This is a genomic window from Pseudomonas sp. AM8 (genome assembly GCF_036346475.1).
Classification (GTDB): domain Bacteria; phylum Pseudomonadota; class Gammaproteobacteria; order Pseudomonadales; family Pseudomonadaceae; genus Aquipseudomonas; species Aquipseudomonas marginalis.
This window is the reverse complement of the sequence record NZ_JAOTNX010000025.1, coordinates 29,624-49,974: the sequence shown is the minus strand read 5'-3', so window position 1 is coordinate 49,974 and position 20,351 is coordinate 29,624. Positions and strand designations below refer to the sequence as shown.

The window sequence follows — 20,351 nt, the reverse complement described above, 5'->3', positions numbered from 1 at the left end:
CTAGAGGGTGTGATCACTTATGCTAACTCAAAATTTGCCTCCTCGCTAGGTTTCCGGGCCGATGAGCTTATCGGCATGCACGAGAGCAAGCTGTATCAAGTTCTAAATGACGGGTACGACTTCGGCAAGCCATTGACAATCAAAGATAGTCTGTCCGGTGCATTTGAGCGAAAAGCAAAGGACAACACATCCGTGTGGTTCGAGGGTTCTTACACACCAATAGTGGACGTCTTGGGGAATATTGCATCTATAACCTTTTATGCAGTAGATATCAGTGCCAAAATTGTAGCCGCGCAGGAAGCGCGCAATGTGCTTGATGCCGTAGGCAGAGTTATTGCTATGATCGAGTTTGACCCTATCGGAAACATCATCGGGTGCAATGACAATTTTTTAAAGGTGATGGGTTATGTTGAGTCAGAACTTATCGGCAACCATCACAAAATATTTTGTGAAAGCAGTTTTGTTGCGAGTAAGGATTATCACGTGTTTTGGAAAAACTTAAGTAGCGGAATAAGTTCCAAGGGTTTATTTAAAAGGATAGGTAAAAAAGGCAACGTCGTTTGGCTAGAGGCATCTTATGCGCCTGTTTATGATGGTCATGATAACATTATAAAAATTGTAAAGTTTGCCAGCGACGTGAGCGAAAGAATAAATGCTGCTGATCTTGAGCATCAGGGAGCAACTCAAGCTTACAAAATTTGCAAGAAGACTGAGCGCTTGGTTGAATCCGGCTCAGCCATTCTCGAGCAAACGCTTGGAGAGATAAAATCAATCTCAACTAGTGTCGAGATTTCTTCCGAGATGGTTGTACGGTTAGGCAGCCGGTCTGAGCAGATTACAAAGATCGTAAATACGATCAGGAGCATCGCTGAGCAAACGAATTTATTAGCCCTAAATGCGGCGATTGAAGCAGCGAGGGCGGGTGAGCAAGGTCGTGGGTTTGCCGTAGTAGCCGATGAGGTCAGATCCTTGGCTAGCCGAACGGCCCAATCCACCACTGAAATCGCTCAAATGATTAAAGTAATCTTGGAAGAGACACAGGACACGATCAAAAGCATAAGTTTTGCCAAAGCTTCAGCTCTGCGTGGGGTTGAACTAGCTTACGCGGCGGACAAGGCTATGCACTCCGTTCGTACAGCTACGTTAGAAGCGGTGTCAGCGGTCAGTGGAGTTGCCAATAGAGAAACTCCGTCCAATGCTTCACAGCTGGCTTACGATGTTTAATCGAGGTAGGCCTGTTTGTCACAGGATTTTAAGATGGCTGTGCGGCTAGGCCCCATTGGGACACTAAGTGCGATTACATTTACTATGGGGAAAGTACGGATTTTGCTCGCTGGCTGTTGACTCCGATGCCGAGTTGACCCAGTTGCCGCGAAGTCACTGACCCTGTCGGAATCGTTGTGAATCATTGATTTTGATCGATTGTCGCTATTTTGGAGATGGGTCATTCTTGCGTCGGCAAGTGTATCAACCTGGGGTTAGCATCAACAATCATGAACTTTGCATTCGAGCGTTGCGCCGCTGTCAGCATCGCTTTGCAATCGTTCTCATTCGCGGCCATGTGCTTTTCCAACAGCATGTGTATACGTGCTTCTAGGGCGGGGCTACAAGTTGACGGTGCAGGAAATTGGGCGTTGCAACATGGGCATCTCACTGAATGCAAACAATTTGGGGTGTTGCGTATAGCTGTAGCTTTTCAGGGAGTAGCGGTTGGCTAACTTGTCTGCCTTGAATGGATCGCTTTTTACAAGGGCTCTCAGGACGGAATTTTCGGGCTGTCCAATCCCTGGCATAAAGGCGCCTTGGGAAATGGATCGAGCCGACCTCTGGTCATGTTGACTTTCTAGACACGTCAATGACAACCAGCGGCATGAACTCAAGTCGCGCAATCGCGAATGTGATCGCAGAGTTGCGCAGTGAAACGGCAGAGCGTTCAGTGAGTGTTTCTAGAATAGCTATCGGTGAGGTCAGGAAGCCAATGTCCGTCGCAAAATGGAAAGCCCAGGCGAATCAAGACACAAGGTGCTGCGATGGGCTCGTGCTAGGAGGGGATCGGCGTTCGGGGCTACTGTCTCCCAACCTGAGCAGTTCTTCCAAAGATCATGCTTTGTGCAGATAAATGTCGCGGGTGGGATGTTTTCTAATTTGCCGACATAAGATTTTAGATGCAGTCATTGTCGCGCTAGAATTTTTCTATTTAATTGCTCACGGTCATTAAACTACTACCTCTGCGCAGAAAATGATTTGAGTATGTAAGTTTGTTTAGAGAGGATTTTACTGTGAATGTTACGCGTTATCAAGATACGGTTCAGCGGTTTATTGATTTGTCTGGAGAATTTTCCACGCAGGTAAACAAGGCGTTGATTACTGTAAAACGACTAGAGATGGCGTATCACGAGATTGAGTCAGCGGTATCGAAAACTCGTGAAGATATCGAAATCGACAACGTAGTTAGACGTGGGCTAATGCAAAAAATTGCACGCAGAGATATGAGCCTAATGCTGGAACAAACTTTGCGAATGGAAAAGCTGTTAGCGAAAAGCATTAAGCTTTTGATTCAGAACGGTGAGGCTGCGGTAATCTGCTTTGAAGATTTGAAAGGTTATGAAGCTACTGAGCTTAACGTTGCTAAGGCTGAGCTTGTTGCGAAACTTAACGTTTTGAAAGATGTGGAGCGAGATATGCGTAAAACCGATCGATTTAGGCCATAGATTCCATAATGCAGGCTCATTCATTACAAACTCATAGCCTATAAGGCTTTAAAAGAGTGACACATATATGTCAGTAATAAGAGATATGAAATTAAAGTCGAAGTTGCTATCAGCATTTGGCATATGTGCAATCATTACGATTGTAATAGCTATTTTGGGCCAGTCTGGCCTCTCCAAGCTAAATGCTCAAGTAGACAATGTCGTTGGAATCTTGTGCTATCCGTAGGGCTCGTCCAACAAACCAATAAAAAAACTGTTTCCACCAACCGCGATGTTTATAAAGCGATTGCTTTAGCATCAACGGGCTCAGGCGCCGATGAGCTTGAGTCGCTATTTCAAACTTATAAGAATAATAAAGCGCAAGCTGAAGAATCATATAAAAAATACCGAACTACTCCTATGGAGGAAGATGAGCAGATAGCTGCAGCGAATTTCGATAGCGACTGGCCAGCTTATACCGCCGCTATTGAGAGTAGTTTTGCAGCCCTACGAAAGGGCGATATTGAACAGGCTAGAAAGATCGCTCTATCAGATGTTTCGTCGAATTATGTAAAAGTAAGCAAAGATCTTGTTGCTATATTCGAGTCAAACTCCCGGCAGATGGATCAATCTAGTGAGGCTATCAAAGACGTTTATTCGGATCTAACTTGGACATTAGCTATAGGTTGCCTGATTGCAGTTATGCTTGCCATCGCACTAGGCATATTTATGACGAAATTAATTACAGGTCCAATATATAAGTCTGTAGCTGGCGCGAGTCGAGTAGCGAAGGGGGATCTGACACAAGTTATCGAGTATAGCGGTACAGATGAAACCGGCCAGCTTTTGCAGTCACTTTCAAATATGCAAGATAACCTTATTGGAACTGTCCGCCAGATTGCGGATGCTGCCTCTCAGTTGGCATCTGCGGCTGAGGAGCTAACAGCTGTTACAGACGACAGTACTCGAGGTTTGGCGACTCAGAACGGTGAGATCCAACAAGCAGCAACTGCGGTGACAGAGATGACTGCCGCAGTCGAAGAGGTGGCTCGCAACGCTGTAAGTGCCTCTATGATTTCAACTCAGACAGCTGATGAAGCTATCAAGGGCCAAAAGCAGGTTCAACAAGCAGTTGCCGGGATTGATAGCGTTACTATCGTAATTACGGACTCCACAAAACTAGTAGAAGATTTGGCCTCTCAGATTCATGAGATCACTAAAGTTTTAGAGGTTATCCGAGGTATAGCTGAGCAAACCAATCTGCTCGCCTTGAATGCTGCTATCGAAGCAGCTCGTGCCGGTGAGCAGGGCAGAGGTTTTGCAGTAGTTGCCGATGAGGTCCGCGCACTCGCCCATCGGACTCAGGCATCAACTGGAGAGATTGAGCTTATGATTAGTCGGGTACGTGACGGTGCCGATGAGGCTGTAAGCGCTATGGGTAAAAGCCGGAGTCTTGTATTGAACACTCAGTCTTTAGCGACTGAAGCTGGGTTGGCGCTGGAGCGAATAAGCGAAGGTGTGAATAGAATCAATGAGCAGAACTTAGTAATTGCAAGCGCTGCCGAAGAGCAAGCACAAGTAGCTAGAGAGATTGATCGCAATCTAATTAACATACAGGACCTATCTTCGCAGACCGCAGCCGGCGCGAATCAAACCAGCGTCTCAAGTCAGGAACTATCAAAATTGGCAATATCCTTCAACAAGCTTGTTGGGCATTTCAAATTATAAGCAGTTCCTATTACAGAAATCAGCAACCTTCGGGGGGCAGTTTTATCAGCGCCCCCACCCCTTTTTGGTTAGGTAGTACCGAGCAATATGATCTGAAGCCCATCGGGCCGAAGTGCACACCCGTATTAAACCTTGAACTGATTGATCAGATGCCTTTGCTGCTCCGCCAGTTTGGTCAATTCTGCACTGGCGGAGGTGGACTCATCCGCTCCTTCCGCTACTTCATTGGCAACTTTTCCGATATTGATCACATTACGATTGATATCTTCGGCTACCGCGCTCTGTTCTTCGGCCGCGCTGGCGATCTGGGTGTTCATGTCGTTGATCACTGATACAGCTTGGGTAATCGTCACTAGCGCTTCAGCGGCCTTGGCGGCGTGTTGCACACTTTGATTAGTGCAGTTCTGGCTGTCCTCCATCACGCGAACCACATCCCGTGTGCCCTGTTGCAGTTGCTGAATCATGGTCTGGATTTCTTCTGTAGCCTTCTGGGTTTTCTGCGCGAGGTTGCGCACTTCATCAGCCACCACAGCAAAACCACGGCCTTGCTCGCCGGCCCGTGCCGCTTCAATAGCAGCATTGAGTGCCAGTAGGTTGGTCTGCTCGGCAATCCCGCGAATAACAATCAGGATTATGTTGATGTGCTCGCTGTCTTTGGCCAGCGTCTGCACCACGTCCACGGCCTTTCTTATTTCCTCGGCAAGTGCGCCAATGGCTGTGGAAGTATCATGCACAACGCGCATGCCTTGGCTAGCGGCCTGATCGGCATGACTGGCGGCCTGTGCAGCCTGTGTAGCGTTACGCGCCACGTCTTGCGCAGTTGCTGTCATCTCATGTACGGCGGTGGCCACTTGGTCGATCTCCACCATTTGTTTATGCACACCTTGGTTGGTGCGAGTCGCAATATCGGCGGTCTGTTTCGAAGAGTCATTGATTTTCTGCACCGAACCCACAACTTGAGTGATCATACCCTGCAGTTTCATCAGGAACGTGTTAAATCCGTTTGCAATCGCCCCAAGTTCGTCGGCACGATCACTGGTCAGGCGCCGCGTAAGATCGCCTTCGCCTTGGGCGATGTCATTTAGCATGGCTACCATTTGTCTGAGCGGGCGGGCGATTCCATGGCCGACCAGCCAGATGACCAGCAAGCCGATACCGGCAATCAGAAGACCGGCAACGGTCATACCTAAGATGTCAGTCCTATATTGAGTCTCCAGATCGCTTTGCAGTTTTTGCGAGTCGGCCATGACTGCCTGAAGGGGCAGTTGAATCATCAAGGTCCAGCGAGCGTCAGCCTGGCCGATGGCGAACGGCAGGAACAGCGTGATGACTCCCCGTTTTCGGTCGATGTCGTAGCGCACTTCACCAACTTTAAGCTGATCCAGATTGTTTAGTTCATTACCGTCGAGCAGGTCGCTGGCTGTTTCGCCCAGCTTGCTGACGTCCTTCGTGTAAGCCACCAGCCGTCCGTTGGTGGAGATAAGTGCCAATTCACCGGCACCGTTGTAGAGCTGGTGATCGGCGCTGGAGAGCATATCTTGTATGAAGTTCACCGACAGGTCCGCTCCGACGATGCCCTGAAATGCACCATCGACGATGATCGGCTCGACAAACGACGCCAACATCACCATCGCATTACCCACTTTATAAGGCGCGGGGTCGATGATGCAGGACTTATTGCTCTCCATGGAGCACAAGTAGTACTCACTGGCACGCACTCCAGTCGAAAGGATGCTGCGGTCGTCCACTTTTTCTAGTTTACTCAGATTCAAGCTGCCATCCGCGTTTCGATACCACCAGGGGAGAAAGCGTCCGTCGGCGCCCACGCCTAAGATGGAACGGTTCACATAAGCTGCGTCGTTGTGATCGATCGCGTTAGGTTCCCAGCCAATATAGGCACCGAGAATTTTCGGGTTGCGCACCACAGTTTCGTGTAGCAAGTTGATGAGTTGTTCGCGGTCCACCTGCAGGGCCGGTTCGCCCTTAGCATCTTTCATCGCAAGCAGGGCGTTGGTGGTGGCCAAGCCTTTAGCCGTCACTAGCGGGCCCTCCAGCTCACGCTGAATCAAGGTGACCTGTGTTTGTGCAAGCGCCGTGAGCCGTTTTTCGATCATCTGCTCGGACTGTACTTGCGTGCGTTGTTGCACCATCGCTTGGGTTCGCGCGCCGCTAAACAAGGCGTAGAGAACCAGCACGGCGACCACGCTGAGGACAATGGCCCCGGCCAGTGCCGCAATAGAAAACTGAATCGACTTGAATTTCATTAAGAAACCACGCACAGGATATTTATCGGCCCTTTTTACATCGACTGGGGTAGCATTGACTTAAGGGCTTGCTCCGTAATCGTGACAAAAGGTCGCAAATAGAACGTTCTTCTTCGTCTTTGGAGTATGTGATATTTATTCAAGAGTCAGCGCTATGGGAATGCTTCGACTGGCTCAATCCTGCTTCAAACATAGAAGGCTAGGCTGCAAAGCGGCCTGGAGGCTAGTCTGAAAGTGGATTGCACTATCCAATTGACGCTCCACTTCGGTTCGAAGGAGCTCGAAGAAGCTGTCAAGGAAATTGTTCCGCTTTACGACTCGGCCTCATGGTTTTTTACAGTCGACGGCAGTTCATCACAGCAACTGATTTATATTTCACAGAGAGAAAAAATGATGACTGCTGTGATCTTGATGTAGGCCGCGACCCTGTGACTCACTGTAATCCTACTAACCTTATCGGCCATCGCGATCTTTGATCGTGATGGCCTATCTTTGTGCGCGTTTGAGCATCCCTCATGAGCGGTCACAAAGTCCATGGCGACGACACGCCGATTGGCGTACTTGCACTGGGAAACGGCAAGACCCAAACGGCTCGCCTGTGGACATACGTACGGGACGACCGACCTGCGGGTGACTGTACACCGGCGGCGGTTTGGTTTGCCTACTCGCCGAATTGCAAGGGGCAACATCCTCGCCCTTATCTCAAGGGCTTTTGACGGCTACGCCGGTTTTGCTCAGTTGCATGCGATGGGCACTATTTAGGAAGCCGCCTGCTGGATTCACGCCCCGCGCAAGTTTTACGATTTCTACAAAGACTTGGCTTCGATGTATTCATTCTGGCGAATTTTGACGTGAAGGCTCACATCGCTTGCAGCTCCCTAGGTTTGAGCTGAATTAACATACGCGCTGTTTAACGGACATCGCTGCTTGCGTCGGACCATCTAGCGCTACTCATGAGTGCATAGACTTTACAAGTCAGAGGAGTTAGTCGACAAAAGGCAGCGCCGCTGCGACGCAGCCTGACGCGGTACCCCCCCCCCCGACGCCATCCTTGCTGTCGGCAAGGACCGGGTTTGTCGTGACGCTGTCTTGAAAAGATCTTGCGATTTTTGAATCGGGTCGGAAGCCACCCAAATGCCAGAAAACGTCTGCGCCGCCCACTTAAACCCCGCTGTGAAAGACCTTAAAGGGCCACTCAGAGTGGCTAAATGGAGGGAGCACCACTAACTCTGTTTACCCGCTAGCCTGGCGTCACCGACTTGGTTTTTGCGAGCAGGATCTCCCAACCAGAGCATTAGGCACATGCCTGCCAGGAGGATGGCTGCTACCGCAAAGAAAGGCATGGAGTAACTATGGGTAGAGTCTTTAATCAGTCCGATCATGAACGGGCCGGTAAAACCACCCAAGTTGCCGATCGAGACAATCATGGCCAGACCACCCGCTGCAGCACGACCGGTAAGAAAAGTGGACGGGATTGCCCAGAACGTTGCCTGGAAGGAGAGGATACTGCCCACTGCAATGCAAAGAGCGGCAATTTTTAGTACGGGGTGTTCCGTCAACGCCGCTGCCACAAGCGCTGCCGCGGCCATTGCCAACGCACTCACGACATAGGGTAGTCGGTGGGTGCTTCGGTTGGCCAGGCGAGCCCAGAGTGTCATGGCGATTGCGCCTACCAAATAGGGCAGGGCGACGACAAAACCCAGGGTTCCACTGGCGATTCCCAGGCTCTTGACGATTTGCGGCAGCCAGATACCGATACCCACCGAGCCCACGATGCAGCAGAAGTTAATGACCGCGAGCGTGAATACTTTCGGATTGGTCAGGGCCGCCCGCAACGTGTTGCCATGGGAGGCGCCAATCGCTTTTTGCTCTTCAGAAAGGCGATTGTTGAGCCAAGTTTTTTCGCGATCCGATAACCACCGAGCCTTCAGGGGGGTGTCTACCAGCAAAAAGAGACATGCGATGCCCAGAAGTACAGCGGGCAGCGCTTCAATAATGAGTAGTAGCTGCCAGTTCTGTAACCCCAAAACGCCGTGTTGTTCGAGCAACCAACCCGACAATGGTGAACCGACGATGTTCGCCACCGGGATGCCGAGTAAGAATGCGGCAGTCGCCTTGGCGCGCCATTTACCCGGGAACCAGTAGGTGAAGTACAGATAGACCCCTGGGGTGAATCCGGCCTCGGCAACCCCTAGCAGAAAGCGTGCAATGCTGAAGCTGATTGGGCCGGTAGCGAACGCCGTGGCCATGGAAATCAGGCCCCAAGTAATCATGATGCGAGCGATCCATATCCGCGCACCAAAGCGTTGCATCAGGAGGTTGCTGGGGATTTCAAAGATGAAATAGCCAAAGAAGAACAGGCCTGCGGCCCAGCCGAACATGGTTGCGGTCAGCCCTAAATCCTTGTTCATACTGATCGCCGCGAACCCGACGTTTGTGCGGTCGAGGTAGCTGACGACGTAGCAGATGAAAATGAACGGAACGACGCGCCACAGGATGCGGCGCATCAGGCGCTCACCCTCGGCGTCGTCAAGCGGCGCAGAGGGGATCGGATCGTAAGTCATAGGGTCACGTCTCTTATAGTTGTAGTGTGAACTGCACTGCGGATTTAGCTATGGGAATACATCGGCAACCCAGGTGTGGCGGTTTTGACTTGCAGAATGCTCCCGGTTTCGGACTCGACAATGAACAACGTTCGACCGTCCTCGCCACCGAAAGCCAGGTTGGTATTGCTGATGCCCGCACACGAAACGATGCGCTGCAGCGGCTCCGCCACTTTCGACAATTTCCAGACGGAACCGAAGCCTGTGTGCGCAATGTAGAGGTTGCTCTCTGCGTCAAGCGCCAGCCCATCGGGGCCACCGAGGCCTCCGTGCAGTTGGGCGAAAACCCCAACCTTGCCAACGATCGATCCGTTGCCCAGCGGGATACGCCAAATCTGTTGGGCGCGGGTGACGGCAACCAGCAGGTGATTAAGGTTGGGGTCGTAGACGATGCCGTTGGGGCTGGGGACGGTATTGAGCAGGCAAGTCAGGTTGCCATTGATGTCGAGCTTGTAGACGCGGCCGCTCGCATCTTGCAGGCCGGTCTGGCCCTGATCGGTGAAGTACAGGTCGCCATTGGGAGAGAAGACGAGGTCATTCACGCCCTTGAAACCCTCAGAGCCCGCCGAATCCAGAAGTGGCTGAATATCGCCGGTTGCTGGATCGAGCACCATGATCCCGCGCTTGTAATCGGTCACGAAGATGCGTCCGTCCTGGTGGATCTTCAGGCCATTCGGCCAGCCCTCATACGTGCATATCAGTTCCCATTCGCCGAGATGGGAAATCCTGAAGATGCGCCCGTTGGGGATGTCGGTTACGTACAAGCGACCCTCTCGGTCAAAAGATGGCCCTTCCAGAAACGAATCTATTACTCGGCCTTGGCGGTTGGCATTCGCCCAGACCGTTGGGCGTAGTTTGCGAAAGTGGTCCGGCAGACGCGTGAAAACGCTAGTCTTGAGGGTCGGCGGGGCGGCAAAAAAGCTCATTTTCGCTCCTGGCGGCGATATGGGCGTGGTTACCCATGCATTATTATTTATTTTATTTAATGCAATGACGTTTCAAAATAAAGCAAATTCTGACAAAAGGCGATCCATCTATGGTTTGAAAACAGATTTATTGATTGGATGAATCGACATGCTTGACGCAGGGCATGCTTTATGACTTGCTATAAAAGGAAATGGCGTTTCAAAAATAAAAATAATGAGGTTATCCGTATGCTCAGTTCTCTCCGGAAAAAAGGCTGTCGCCCTGCGTTATCCGTTTGCTTCGCCTCTATCGCTTTCGCGCTTTTAGCTGGCCCCGCATGCGCTCAAACCGAGCAGGATAAAGTCACGCTCGCCATCCAGTACGGCTATGCCTACCTCCCGGTCACGGTCGCCGACAAGTTGGGTATGTTCCAGACCCATGCCAAAGCCCATGGCCAAGCGCAAACCACCTTTGAAATAAAACGCATCAGCGGCTCTCCAGCGATCAACGATGCCTTGCTCAGCGGCAATGTGGACATCGGAGGTTATGGCCTTTCAGGGACTCTGGTGGCTTGGAGCAAGACTCGTACCTCACTGGATGTCCGAGCGCTTTGTGGCCTCGTGGCGGGTGACAATGGTCTTTTCGTCAATGATTCTTCTATCAAGTCCATTGCAGACTTCAAGCCCAACGACAAGATCGCGGTCAGCTCTCCGAGCGGTCAGCAGGCACTGTTGCTGCAAATGGCTGCGGAGCGCCAATTCGGCCCCGACGGGGTACACCGATTGGACAACCTGATGGTGAGTCTGCCGCACCCCGATGCGACCTCCAGCTTGCTCAATAAAACCGGGGTCAAGGCTTACATTGGGCCCAACCCTTACAGCTATCAGCTTTCCCAGGACCCGCGTGTCAGCAAGCTTTTCGACTTTTCCACCGAATTGAACCTGCAAATGACCAGTGGCGTGCTGACCAGCACCGGACGTTTCGTCAAGAAAAACCCTGAGCTTAGCGCTGCGGTAGTGGACGCCATCAGCGAGGCTAACGACTACATCCGGAAAGAGCCGCGTAAGGCAGCAGAGCTGTTTTTGGCCAGTGAGTCTTCAAGTCTTTCCGTTGACCAAGTGGAAGCGATGCTGCGTCAAGTGAGTGGCGAGTGGTCGGTGCAACCGCGCGGCGTCATGGCGCTGGCGGATTTCATGGTGCGTTCGGGAGCGCTCAAAGTCGCACCGAGTGACTGGCGACAGGTGTTCTTCGCGCCAGTATCCGAAGGGGAGGGAAGCTGATATGGGCGCTCTCTCATCCCTTTCGCGTCCTGAGGTCACGACCCGCGCGCTGCTCACCGTCGAGAACGTAACGCTGCAGTACAAGACCCGCGAACAGTTGATCACGGCTACTCATGGGGTGTCTTTCAATGTGCAGCGCAATGATCGTTTTGTGCTGCTGGGGCCGTCGGGCTGCGGTAAGTCGAGCCTGCTCAAGAGTGTGGGTGGGTTCATCGAGCCTGCCGCCGGGCAGATCTGCCTTGATGGGCAGGTTGTGCGCGAACCTGGCCCGGATAGGATGATGGTGTTTCAAGAGTTCGATCAACTGATGCCATGGAAGACTGTCCTTGGCAACATCGTGTTCCCGCTCCGGGTATCCGGCCGCTTTCCCCGCAATGAGATTGTAGAGCGCGCTACTCGTGCTGCGGTAAAAGTGGGTCTCGAAAAATTCAAGGATGCCTACCCGCATCAGCTCTCCGGGGGCATGAAGCAGCGGGTGGCTATCGCCCGAGCTCTGGCGATGGAGCCCGCCGTCTTGTTGATGGACGAGCCGTTTGCAGCGCTCGATGCGCTCACTCGACGGCGCATGCAGGAGGAACTCTTGGAGTTATGGGAACAGGCGCCCTTCACGCTGATGTTCGTTACCCATTCTATCGACGAGGCCATCGTGCTGGGCTCACGTATTTTAGTGCTTACCCCGCACCCCGGACAGGTGCGTGCCGAACTCGACGCAAGTCCCTTCGGCTTTGCCGAGCAGGGATCGGCAGCCTTCGGGGCATTTCATCAGCGCATCAATCAAATGCTCTTTGGTCACAGCGAGACTGCTCATGAATAAGCAAGTGGTGCAAGCGCGTCCGGATATCGAGTATGCCCCCGTCAGAACCGGGCAGGTCGGTGATATTGCCCGTCGCCTGGGACTGGTTGAGCGTCTTTACGCCAACGCTGGAGTACGACGATCACTGGTGTTGGTGGTGCTGGCGTTGATTTGGGAGGTCTACGCGCGCTACCTGGGTAACTCGCTCATGTTTCCCACATTCAGCGAGACCGCTGTCGCAATGGCGCAGGATCTGGTGAGTGGCGTTTTGCCCCAGGCGGTGGCCAGTTCGCTCAAGGTGCTGCTGATCAGCTACGCGCTGGCTATTGCCCTGGCGGCGGTGCTCACCACATTGGCGGTCTCCACGCGGCTGGGTACTGATGTGCTTGCGACACTGACGGCCATGTTCAACCCTTTACCAGCCATCGCCATTCTGCCATTGGCCATGTTGTGGTTTGGCCTGGGGGTTCAGAGCTTGATGTTGGTGATCGTCCACTCCGTCCTCTGGGCCGTCTCACTCAATACGTATTCAGGGTTCCAGTCGGTGAGTCAAACGCAGCGCATGGCTGGGCGTAATTACGGCCTGCGTGGTCTGGGTCTTGTACTCAGGATTCTGATTCCCGCGGCCGTGCCTTCAATCCTTGCAGGCTTGAAAATTGGCTGGGCGTTTGCCTGGCGTACGCTGATTGCCGCGGAATTGGTGTTTGGTGTGTCGGGCAATTCAGGTGGGTTGGGCTGGTATGTTTTCCAGCATCGCAATGCCTTGGAAACCCCCAATGTATTCGCGGGTTTGCTGATGGTGATTGTCATCGGCCTGGTGGTTGAAGGGTTGGTGTTCCGCAGTATCGAAGTCCTTACCGTGCGGCGTTGGGGCATGCAGGGCTAATCAACAATAACTCCATAATAATTAGAACCGGGCGCCCACTGGGCGCTCGTTGGGAGCGTTTGTCTTGAAAACCGTATTTACCTTCTCCCGACTGACGGTAGCGTTGGGTTGTGGTCTTGCTGGCGTGCACGCACACGCTGATTTTCTGAAGGATAGTCATGCCGATCTGTCGATGCGTAACTTTTACTTCAATAGCGACAACCGGGACGGAACGGCCAAGCCTTCCATGACCGAGGAATGGGCCCAGGGCTTTCTGCTTGACTATCGCTCCGGCTACACACCTGGCGTTGTAGGGTTCGGTGTGGATGCCATGGGTATGCTCGGCGTTACATTGGATAGCGGCCGTGGGCGTCATCCGGGGAGTTCGATGATTCCGTCCGATGGCGACGGGGCTGCAAGTGAGTGGAGTCGGTTTGGCGCGACGGCCAAGGTGAAAATGAGCGAAACCGAGCTTCGGTACGGTCAGTTGATGCCAAAGATTCCGGTCCTTGTGGCGTCGGACGGCCGTCTGTTGCCGCAAGCGTTCCAGGGCGTACAGATGCAGTCCAGAGAGTTCAAGGACTTCACATTGATGGGGGGCGCGCTGGATCGTGCAACGGGGCGAGCCTCTACTGATCGCACGGGGCTGGCGGTGAATGGCGGTACCCGGCAAAGCAATCGTTTTTACTTCGCCGGGGTCGATTATCGCGTTGATAAATCGCTCACGCTTCAGTACTACACCGGGCAGCTCAAAGACTATTACACGCAGAGTTTTATGGGGCTCAACCACAGTTGGAGTCTTGGCGATGTAGGTTCCCTAGCCACTGATCTGCGCTATTTTCGTACTCGTTCCGACGGGGCCAATGGCAGTGCTGCCGGCCGTTCTCAAGGCTATGTGGCCAGCGGCTACACGGCGGATGGGGACGGCAAGATCGATAACAGTTTGTGGAGCGCGGCATTCACCTATCGCTTGGGTGGCCACGCCGTCACGCTGGGCTATCAGGATGTATCCGATAACAGCAATTTCGTTCAGATAAACCAGGGTTCCATCGATAAAGGCGCCGGAGGCAGCAGCCTGTACCTGTGGACCGACAAAATGTTGCTCAGCTTTACACGTGCGGGTGAGCGCACCGGATTTGCACAATACGCTTACGACTTTGCGGCTGCTGGTGTTCCGGGACTTAAGGCCTCTGTGATGTACCTCAAGGGTGACCATATCCAAACCAGAAGTGGAGCGGAGCAGTCAGAGTGGGAGCGAGACCTGTCGCTGGACTATGTTGTGCAGACGGGCACCTTCAAAGGTGTCGGGTTCGCCTGGCGCAACGGTATGGCGCGTAGCGAGGCCACGCGCAATGGTGATCAGAATCGCCTGATCGTCAGCTACACGCTGGCGCTGTTCTAGACTTTCAGTCCTGGAGTGATCATGCAATCTCCCCATGCACCTATACGACCGGATTGGCTTGCGCGGGTGCAAGAGCCAGTTGTCGACCCTGGCCGTTCAATTGTCGACGCACACCATCATTTGTGGGATCGACCTGGGCAGCGATACTTGGCCGAAGACTATTTGGTCGATGTAACCGGCGGACATCGAGTGGTTGCGTCGGTTTACGTTCAGTGTCGTTCGATGCTGTCTGTCGATGCGGCTGAACCTGTGCAGCCTTTGGGGGAAGTTGAGTACGCCAATGGCGTTGCGGCGCACAGTGCGAGTGGGCTGATGGGGAGTTTGCGGATGTGTACTGCTATTGTCGGCGGAGCAAATCTTCTATTGGGTGATGAAGTTGCGCCAGTCCTGGAACTAATGCGGCACAGAGCAGGAAATCGATTTCGGGGTATACGTAATGCCACCGCCTGGCATGCTGATCAGCGTCTTGTATCGAATCCGAAACCTGCGCCTCCCGGCTTGCTGCAAGCGCCAGCGTTTCGGCGGGGAGTCGCTCATTTGGCGCGACACGGTCTCAGCCTCGATGTATGGGCTTATCACACTCAGTTGGATGAGGTCGTGGAGTTGGCGAAGGCTTTCCCTGAGCTCGTCATTATTGTTGATCACTTGGGCGGACCACTGGGCGCGGGCCCCTATGCCGGAAGACGAGACGAGGTCTTTGTTTCCTGGGCTTCTATGCTGGTGCGGCTGGCGCGGTATCCGAACATAAGGATGAAGCTCGGCGGTATGGGCATGAGAGTGGCAGGTTTCGATCTGGACACGCGGCCTGATCCTCCTGGCTCCTCTGAACTTGCTCAGCTCTGGAGGCCCTACCTTATCCACGCAATCGAAACGTTCGGTGTTGAGCGCTGCATGTTCGAGAGTAATTTTCCGGTGGATAAGGGAATGTTCAGCTACCGAGTACTGTGGAATGCCTTCAAGCGGGTCGTCTTTGACTTTACGGACGATCAGAAGGACAGGTTATTCAGTGGGACGGCTGCGGAGGTGTATATGGTGGAGGGCAACTGACGCCGGTATTCCACTTAAATGTTCGGTCATGCGTTCGTGACTCCTCGCAATCGCACCGATGAAGAAGATTAGACCTACCCCACGCATCACGGCATAGGTATCTACACAGCGTTCAAAGGCTGAAAAATTCCTCGGTAGTAATGGTATGGACGCCCCCCTTCCTAACGGCATCTATTTGCCGAATTTAAAGTGTTACCCACACTTAATGGAAGGGAGAGTCTCATGAAGGTCGCGACTGCTTCGTTTGATTTGGCAAAAAACCTGTTTCAGCTTCACGCGATCGACGAACATGAGAAAGCTTGTTGAGAAAGCAGCTTAAACCTGAGCACGGTGTAACTTTTTTTGCCATTTAGAACCGTGCCTGGTAGACAAGGAGGCCTTTGGCGGAGCGCACTACTGGGCAAGGAACTGCCAAGCATTGGGTCATGCTGTAAGATGTCTCAGGTGCTTCGCACTGCCTTTCCTGAAGTGCTGTATCAGCGCTCGCTCCGGTACAAGGCGCGCTGCTGGAAGTCTCGCGCCATCAAACCACTAATGTCCTGGCGACGGCCGTGTTTGATGGCTTCGGCGAAGTCCGGATGTTCTTCGTGAGTGCGGGCGATTTAGTGTCCGTCGACGTCGCTGCCCTGCATTTGTGCGCCGTGCCGTGTTGGCCGATCCAGCGACCGACGAGGAACTTTGCACGGTAGGGCATGCAGTGTCGGTGAAGGGGGCATCACAATTGTTCCTGATTATGAAGGGTTATGGCGCGGTCGCGACCGCGCCCTTTTGGAATTACCAAAGCGCCAGGGTGTAACCGATGATCAGCCGGTTTTCATCGAGGGCGGTAGTCAAGCCATCGCCGGAACGGAAGGTCACGTTGCGCCAGCGCAGGCTGACGTTCTTGAACACACCGCTCTGTATCACGTAGCTGATGTCGGTGTCGCGCTCCCATTCGCGACCGTTGTCGACCTTGCCGACCTTGACATGACTGCCGTTGATGTAGCGGGTCATGAAGGTCAGACCGGGAATATCTTGCGCCGCGAAATCATAGTCGTAACGCAGTTGCCAGGAATTCTCGTCGGCGCGGGTAAAGGTGTTGAACGTCACCAGGTTGACCACGTAAGGCGTGCCACCGTTGAGGAACGGAAAGGCGCTGTCGCCAGACAGTTGCTGGTAGGCGGCACTGATCTTGTGGGTACCATGGGACAGGGTGAACATGCTATTGAAGTTGCGGTTGTCGATGCGCCCGGCCCGTTCGACACCGTCGCCCCGGCTGTCGAAATAACGCAGGTCGCTGCGTAGGCTGAAACCGTTGCTCAGTGGTTGCGTATGCACCAGGCCGGCGAATTGCTGGCGATAGATCTGGTCGAGCTTGCCGTAGTAGTAGCTCAGGTTCAGTTGCGGACTGAACGCGTAGCTGCCACCGCCGAAGTCGAAGTGATCGCTGGTGACAGCGCCGAAGCCGATGTCATCGTTGCTGGAGGAGTCCCGCAGGTTGGCCTTGGTCAGGCGTCCGGCATTCACCGTCAGGCCGTCGATTTCCTGGCTGGTCAGCAAGCCACCTTCAAAGGTCGAGCTCAGCAAGCGTATGTCGTTGTAAGTCGCCACGGGCAAGGAGGGTTGTAGGGTGCCGAGTTTCAACACGCTTTTGGAAACCCGCAATTTGCCGTTCAGGCCTAGTTCGCTGTACTCGTCGTCGGGCTCATGGCTCTGCGTGCCGAACGGCAGCAGGCCGGTGCCACGGCGATCCGGGCTGGAGTCGAGCTTGAGCCCCAGTTCCCCGAGGGCGTCGAGGCCGAAACCGAAAGTGCCGTCGGTGAACCCGGATTCGACATGCGCAGTGAACCCCTGAGCCCATTCATCGGCCTTGGATTGCGGGGCGTTGTCCTGACGGAAATCGCGATTTAGGTAGAAGTTACGCATTTCGATACGGGCCTTGCTGTCGCCGATGAAATCGGCCATGGCGCAAGGCGCAATCATGGGCAGACTCAATGTGGCAGCAAGCGAAAACAGTGATTTGTAAGAGGTTGTACGTGCGTATTTCATGATTTTTATTCCCTGCCAACTGATCGGTTGTTATTAGTGTTCGCTGGCGCCGGAGGCACCGATGCCGGTCATCGAACGGTGAACTGCGCCAGAGAATGACCGCGCTCAAGGGCCGCACGGGGCGCGGTGTCAGTGACGGAAAACAGCCATGCACCAAAGAACGCTAGGCTCATGGAAAACAGCGCCGGGTTGAATAGGAAAACAGCGCCTTGTCGTGATGCATCAAGTTGACCCATACCGCCGGGCTCAGCACCCGTAAGACAATTGCCGAAACCAGTCCGGACAGGCCGCCGACGACGGCGCCGCGGCTGGTCAGGCCTTTCCAGTACATCGAAAGAAACAGCATCGGGAAATTCACCGAGGCGGTGATAGCCAAAACCAGTCCCGTCAGGAAGGCGATGTTCTGTGACTCGAACAGCAAACCGAGGATGATCGCAAGCACATCGATGCACAGGGGTGGCGATTCGCGACACGCGCATCTCTTGCTGCCTGCTGGCCTGACCTTTGCGGATAACGCAGGCGTACAGGTCGTGGGACGCCGCCGAGGCACCGGATAGCTCGAGCCCGACGACTACCGCCAGGATAGTCGCGAACGCCACCGCTGAAATAAAGCCAAGCAACACATTGCCGCCTACCGCGTGGGCTAGGTGCATACCAACCATGTTGCCGTCGCCAATGATCGCGCCGCTGGCATCACGGAACGCTGGATCGGTGCCGACCATGACGATGGCGCCGAAGCTGACGATGATCATCAGCAAGTAGAAGGAGTCGATTAAGCCAGTGGCGTAAAACAAGCTTTTACACGCTTCCTTGGCATCGTTGACGATGAAGAAACGCATCAAAATGTGCGGAAGTCCGGTGGTGCCGAACGTCAAGCCCAAACCCAGGGAAATCGCATCGATCGGGTTGGACAGCAAGCCGCCGTGGGCCATGATCGCGCCGCCCTTGACATGTATGGCAGTGGCGCCGGCAAATATTACCTCAGTGCTGTAGCCGAAATGCTGGAACACCATGAACGCCATGAAGCTGGTGCCGAATAACAGCATCACCGCTTTTATGATCTGCACCCAGGTGGTGGCGAGCATGCCGCCGAAGGTCACGTAGAACACCATCAACACGCCAACCGGCATTGCTGCATGGAGGTAGTCGATGCCAAACGGCAGTTCGATCAGCTTGCCGGCAACGACCATTTGCGCCACCCGGTACATAAGCGCCACGATCAGGTTGCCGAAGGCCAAGGTCAGGCGCACCGGCGTCTGTTCCAGGCGATAGAAGACCACGTCGTCAAAGGTGTACTTGCCCAGGTTACGCAGGCGTTCGCCGATCAGGAACAGCATGATCGGCCAGCCGGCCGCCACGCCCAGGGCGTAGAGCAAACCGTCGTAGCCATTAAGGAACATCATCGCGGAAATGCCGAGGAGCGAAGCGGCCGAGACATGTCGCCGGCAATCGCCAGACTGTTCTGGAGCCCGGTCATGCCGCCACTGGCGGTATAGAAATCGCTGGTGGTGCGGGTGCGAAGTGCCGCCCAGCGTGTCACGCCGAGGGTGGACAGCACGAACACCAGGAACATGCCGATGGTGGTCCAGTTCAGGGGACGGGACGCGCCTTCGGCTGCCATCGCAAAATAAGCGACAGCTGCCAGCGGCAGCAGGAACAAGGCCAGAAGGCGTCTCATCGGGCGCACTGCTGCTTGAGTTGTTCATTCAGGGGATCGATCACGTTGTTGGCGCGATAGACATAGAAGCCGTTCAGCGCGAAGGCTTGCCCGACGATTACGACACCCACCTGCATGCCCACGGCGGCCACGCCGCCGAATTGGCCAGAGTAGAAAGAAGGGGGGAAAGCCACCAGTAGCACAAAGCCGTAATAGATCACCAGCATGGCCAGGCTCAGTGACCAGTACAGTTTCTGTTTACGACGAACCAACTGGATGAATTCCGGGTGCTGGCGAATGAGTTCTATTTCCTGAGGTGTCATGACGCGCGCTCTTTTATTGTTTTTGTTTGGGTGCGACAGTTTTTGGTGCAGGTAGCAACTGGAATCAAGCTACTGTTGGTGTCAGCTTAGCGTAGCCACTGAACTATCAAGCTTGAAATAACTCGATCCGTCGAGGAGTTTGCAAAACCCGCCAGACGGCGACTGGTATCAGGAAAAATGGCAAAGGCCTTCTACTATTGTTCTAGGTTCGGGGTAATATCAGGCATCGAGAACCTCCTTACTTCGCATTGTGAGAAAGTTGACCGATTAGTCCTTACGATATGCAAAATTCCCGAATCAGTGACTACCTATTAACGACTAATTGGTAAAGGAAACTGAACCGCGAGCGTCCTATAATAAGGACAAGCTCGGAGTACTTCTGGAGAAAAACAGCCCTCTTTCTGAGCATGTAATGGCGGTAAACGCTTCACGCCGTAGGATTTCACATTTCTGGTGCACGAGCGAATTTAAGCTTATATTACGGAACATGGCCTACTCTCCCGTCAGCTATTGATACACCGGTTCAAAAACTTCACTTCCCGTCGGTTATGCAAGGACGCGCGGCATCACTGTTCATTTTCGATCCAGGCCACCCCCAAGATGATGACCCTCGGCGGCGATGCTTCCGCCTCACCTTCAATGGGCGGAGCAACGAAAGATCATCCGGAGCCCTGCAATGTGGAGAATATCGGATTCACCTCGGCGGTTGCTTCGATAGTCACTTGCGCGCACCGATTTCGGTGGTGTAATCGCAACCCGACATGG

The 20,351-nt window shown here is 53.6% G+C and carries 13 protein-coding genes and 4 pseudogenes; 9 read left to right on the top strand and 8 right to left on the bottom strand.

What is annotated here, in order from left to right:
• Positions 1-9 precede the first annotated feature (9 nt).
• The 3 genes from V3W40_RS33700 (at position 10) to V3W40_RS33690 (ending at position 4,418) form a co-directional block, all read left to right on the top strand.
• Positions 10-1,224, top strand: a complete 1,215-nt coding sequence (locus tag V3W40_RS33700) for a methyl-accepting chemotaxis protein (RefSeq protein WP_442962892.1) — start codon at positions 10-12, stop codon at positions 1,222-1,224.
• Positions 1,225-2,279: 1,055 nt separating this feature from the next.
• The gene (locus V3W40_RS33695) at positions 2,280-2,711 is read left to right on the top strand and encodes a hypothetical protein (protein ID WP_330208780.1); all 432 of its coding nucleotides are present in this window, start codon (positions 2,280-2,282) and stop codon (positions 2,709-2,711) included.
• A gap of 123 nt (positions 2,712-2,834) precedes the next feature.
• Positions 2,835-4,418: a methyl-accepting chemotaxis protein gene (locus V3W40_RS33690; RefSeq protein WP_442962890.1), complete on the top strand. Its 1,584-nt coding sequence runs from the start codon at positions 2,835-2,837 to the stop codon at positions 4,416-4,418.
• 125 nt (positions 4,419-4,543) lie between these two features.
• Here V3W40_RS33690 and V3W40_RS35080 read toward each other — a convergent pair whose 3' ends face one another.
• Together V3W40_RS35080 and V3W40_RS35075 are read right to left on the bottom strand one after the other, a co-directional pair.
• Positions 4,544-5,287 (bottom strand): methyl-accepting chemotaxis protein, encoded by a 744-nt coding sequence (locus V3W40_RS35080; RefSeq protein ID WP_442962891.1) that lies wholly within the window; start codon positions 5,285-5,287, stop codon positions 4,544-4,546.
• 114 nt (positions 5,288-5,401) lie between these two features.
• Positions 5,402-5,602 (bottom strand): annotated as a pseudogene (locus V3W40_RS35075) (HAMP domain-containing protein); the annotation flags it as partial.
• A gap of 1,592 nt (positions 5,603-7,194) precedes the next feature.
• On the opposite strand from V3W40_RS35075, the pseudogene V3W40_RS33680 reads away from it, so the two are divergent.
• Positions 7,195-7,507 (top strand): annotated as a pseudogene (locus V3W40_RS33680) (IS66 family transposase); the annotation flags it as partial.
• A 398-nt stretch (positions 7,508-7,905) separates the two neighbouring features.
• On the opposite strand, the gene V3W40_RS33675 reads toward V3W40_RS33680, so the two are convergent.
• Both V3W40_RS33675 and V3W40_RS33670 read right to left on the bottom strand, forming a co-directional pair.
• On the bottom strand, positions 7,906-9,246 hold the full coding sequence (locus tag V3W40_RS33675; RefSeq protein ID WP_330216459.1) for an MFS transporter: 1,341 nt from the start codon (positions 9,244-9,246) through the stop codon (positions 7,906-7,908).
• 44 nt (positions 9,247-9,290) lie between these two features.
• Complete coding sequence (locus tag V3W40_RS33670; protein ID WP_330208784.1) at positions 9,291-10,211, bottom strand: SMP-30/gluconolactonase/LRE family protein; 921 nt, start codon at positions 10,209-10,211, stop codon at positions 9,291-9,293.
• A 171-nt stretch (positions 10,212-10,382) separates the two neighbouring features.
• On the opposite strand from V3W40_RS33670, the gene V3W40_RS33665 reads away from it, so the two are divergent.
• From V3W40_RS33665 to V3W40_RS33645, 5 genes are all read left to right on the top strand, one after another.
• The gene (locus V3W40_RS33665; RefSeq protein WP_330216458.1) at positions 10,383-11,471 is read left to right on the top strand and encodes an ABC transporter substrate-binding protein; all 1,089 of its coding nucleotides are present in this window, start codon (positions 10,383-10,385) and stop codon (positions 11,469-11,471) included.
• A 1-nt stretch (position 11,472) separates the two neighbouring features.
• Entirely contained in the window at positions 11,473-12,285 is an 813-nt protein-coding gene (locus V3W40_RS33660) for an ABC transporter ATP-binding protein (protein WP_330208786.1), read from the top strand.
• Positions 12,278-13,150 (top strand): ABC transporter permease, encoded by an 873-nt coding sequence (locus tag V3W40_RS33655; protein WP_330208787.1) that lies wholly within the window; start codon positions 12,278-12,280, stop codon positions 13,148-13,150. Before V3W40_RS33660 ends, V3W40_RS33655 begins: the two co-directional genes overlap by 8 nt.
• A gap of 91 nt (positions 13,151-13,241) precedes the next feature.
• Complete coding sequence (locus V3W40_RS33650) at positions 13,242-14,531, top strand: OprD family porin (RefSeq protein ID WP_330208801.1); 1,290 nt, start codon at positions 13,242-13,244, stop codon at positions 14,529-14,531.
• 21 nt (positions 14,532-14,552) lie between these two features.
• Positions 14,553-15,578 carry an amidohydrolase family protein gene (locus V3W40_RS33645; protein ID WP_330208788.1) on the top strand — a complete coding sequence of 342 codons (1,026 nt, stop codon included), beginning with the start codon at positions 14,553-14,555 and terminating at the stop codon, positions 15,576-15,578.
• 479 nt (positions 15,579-16,057) lie between these two features.
• Here V3W40_RS33645 and V3W40_RS33640 read toward each other — a convergent pair.
• The 4 genes and pseudogenes from V3W40_RS33640 to V3W40_RS33625 all read right to left on the bottom strand — a co-directional run.
• Positions 16,058-16,272 (bottom strand): annotated as a pseudogene (locus V3W40_RS33640) (phenylacetic acid degradation bifunctional protein PaaZ); the annotation flags it as partial.
• A gap of 80 nt (positions 16,273-16,352) precedes the next feature.
• Positions 16,353-17,606: an OprD family porin gene (locus V3W40_RS33635; protein ID WP_330208789.1), complete on the bottom strand. Its 1,254-nt coding sequence runs from the start codon at positions 17,604-17,606 to the stop codon at positions 16,353-16,355.
• Between the two features lie 33 nt (positions 17,607-17,639).
• Positions 17,640-19,284: pseudogene (locus V3W40_RS33630) on the bottom strand (cation/acetate symporter).
• Positions 19,281-19,586, bottom strand: a complete 306-nt coding sequence (locus V3W40_RS33625) for a DUF485 domain-containing protein (RefSeq protein WP_330208790.1) — start codon at positions 19,584-19,586, stop codon at positions 19,281-19,283. Before V3W40_RS33625 ends, V3W40_RS33630 begins: the two are co-directional and overlap by 4 nt.
• Positions 19,587-20,351: the final 765 nt, after the last annotated feature.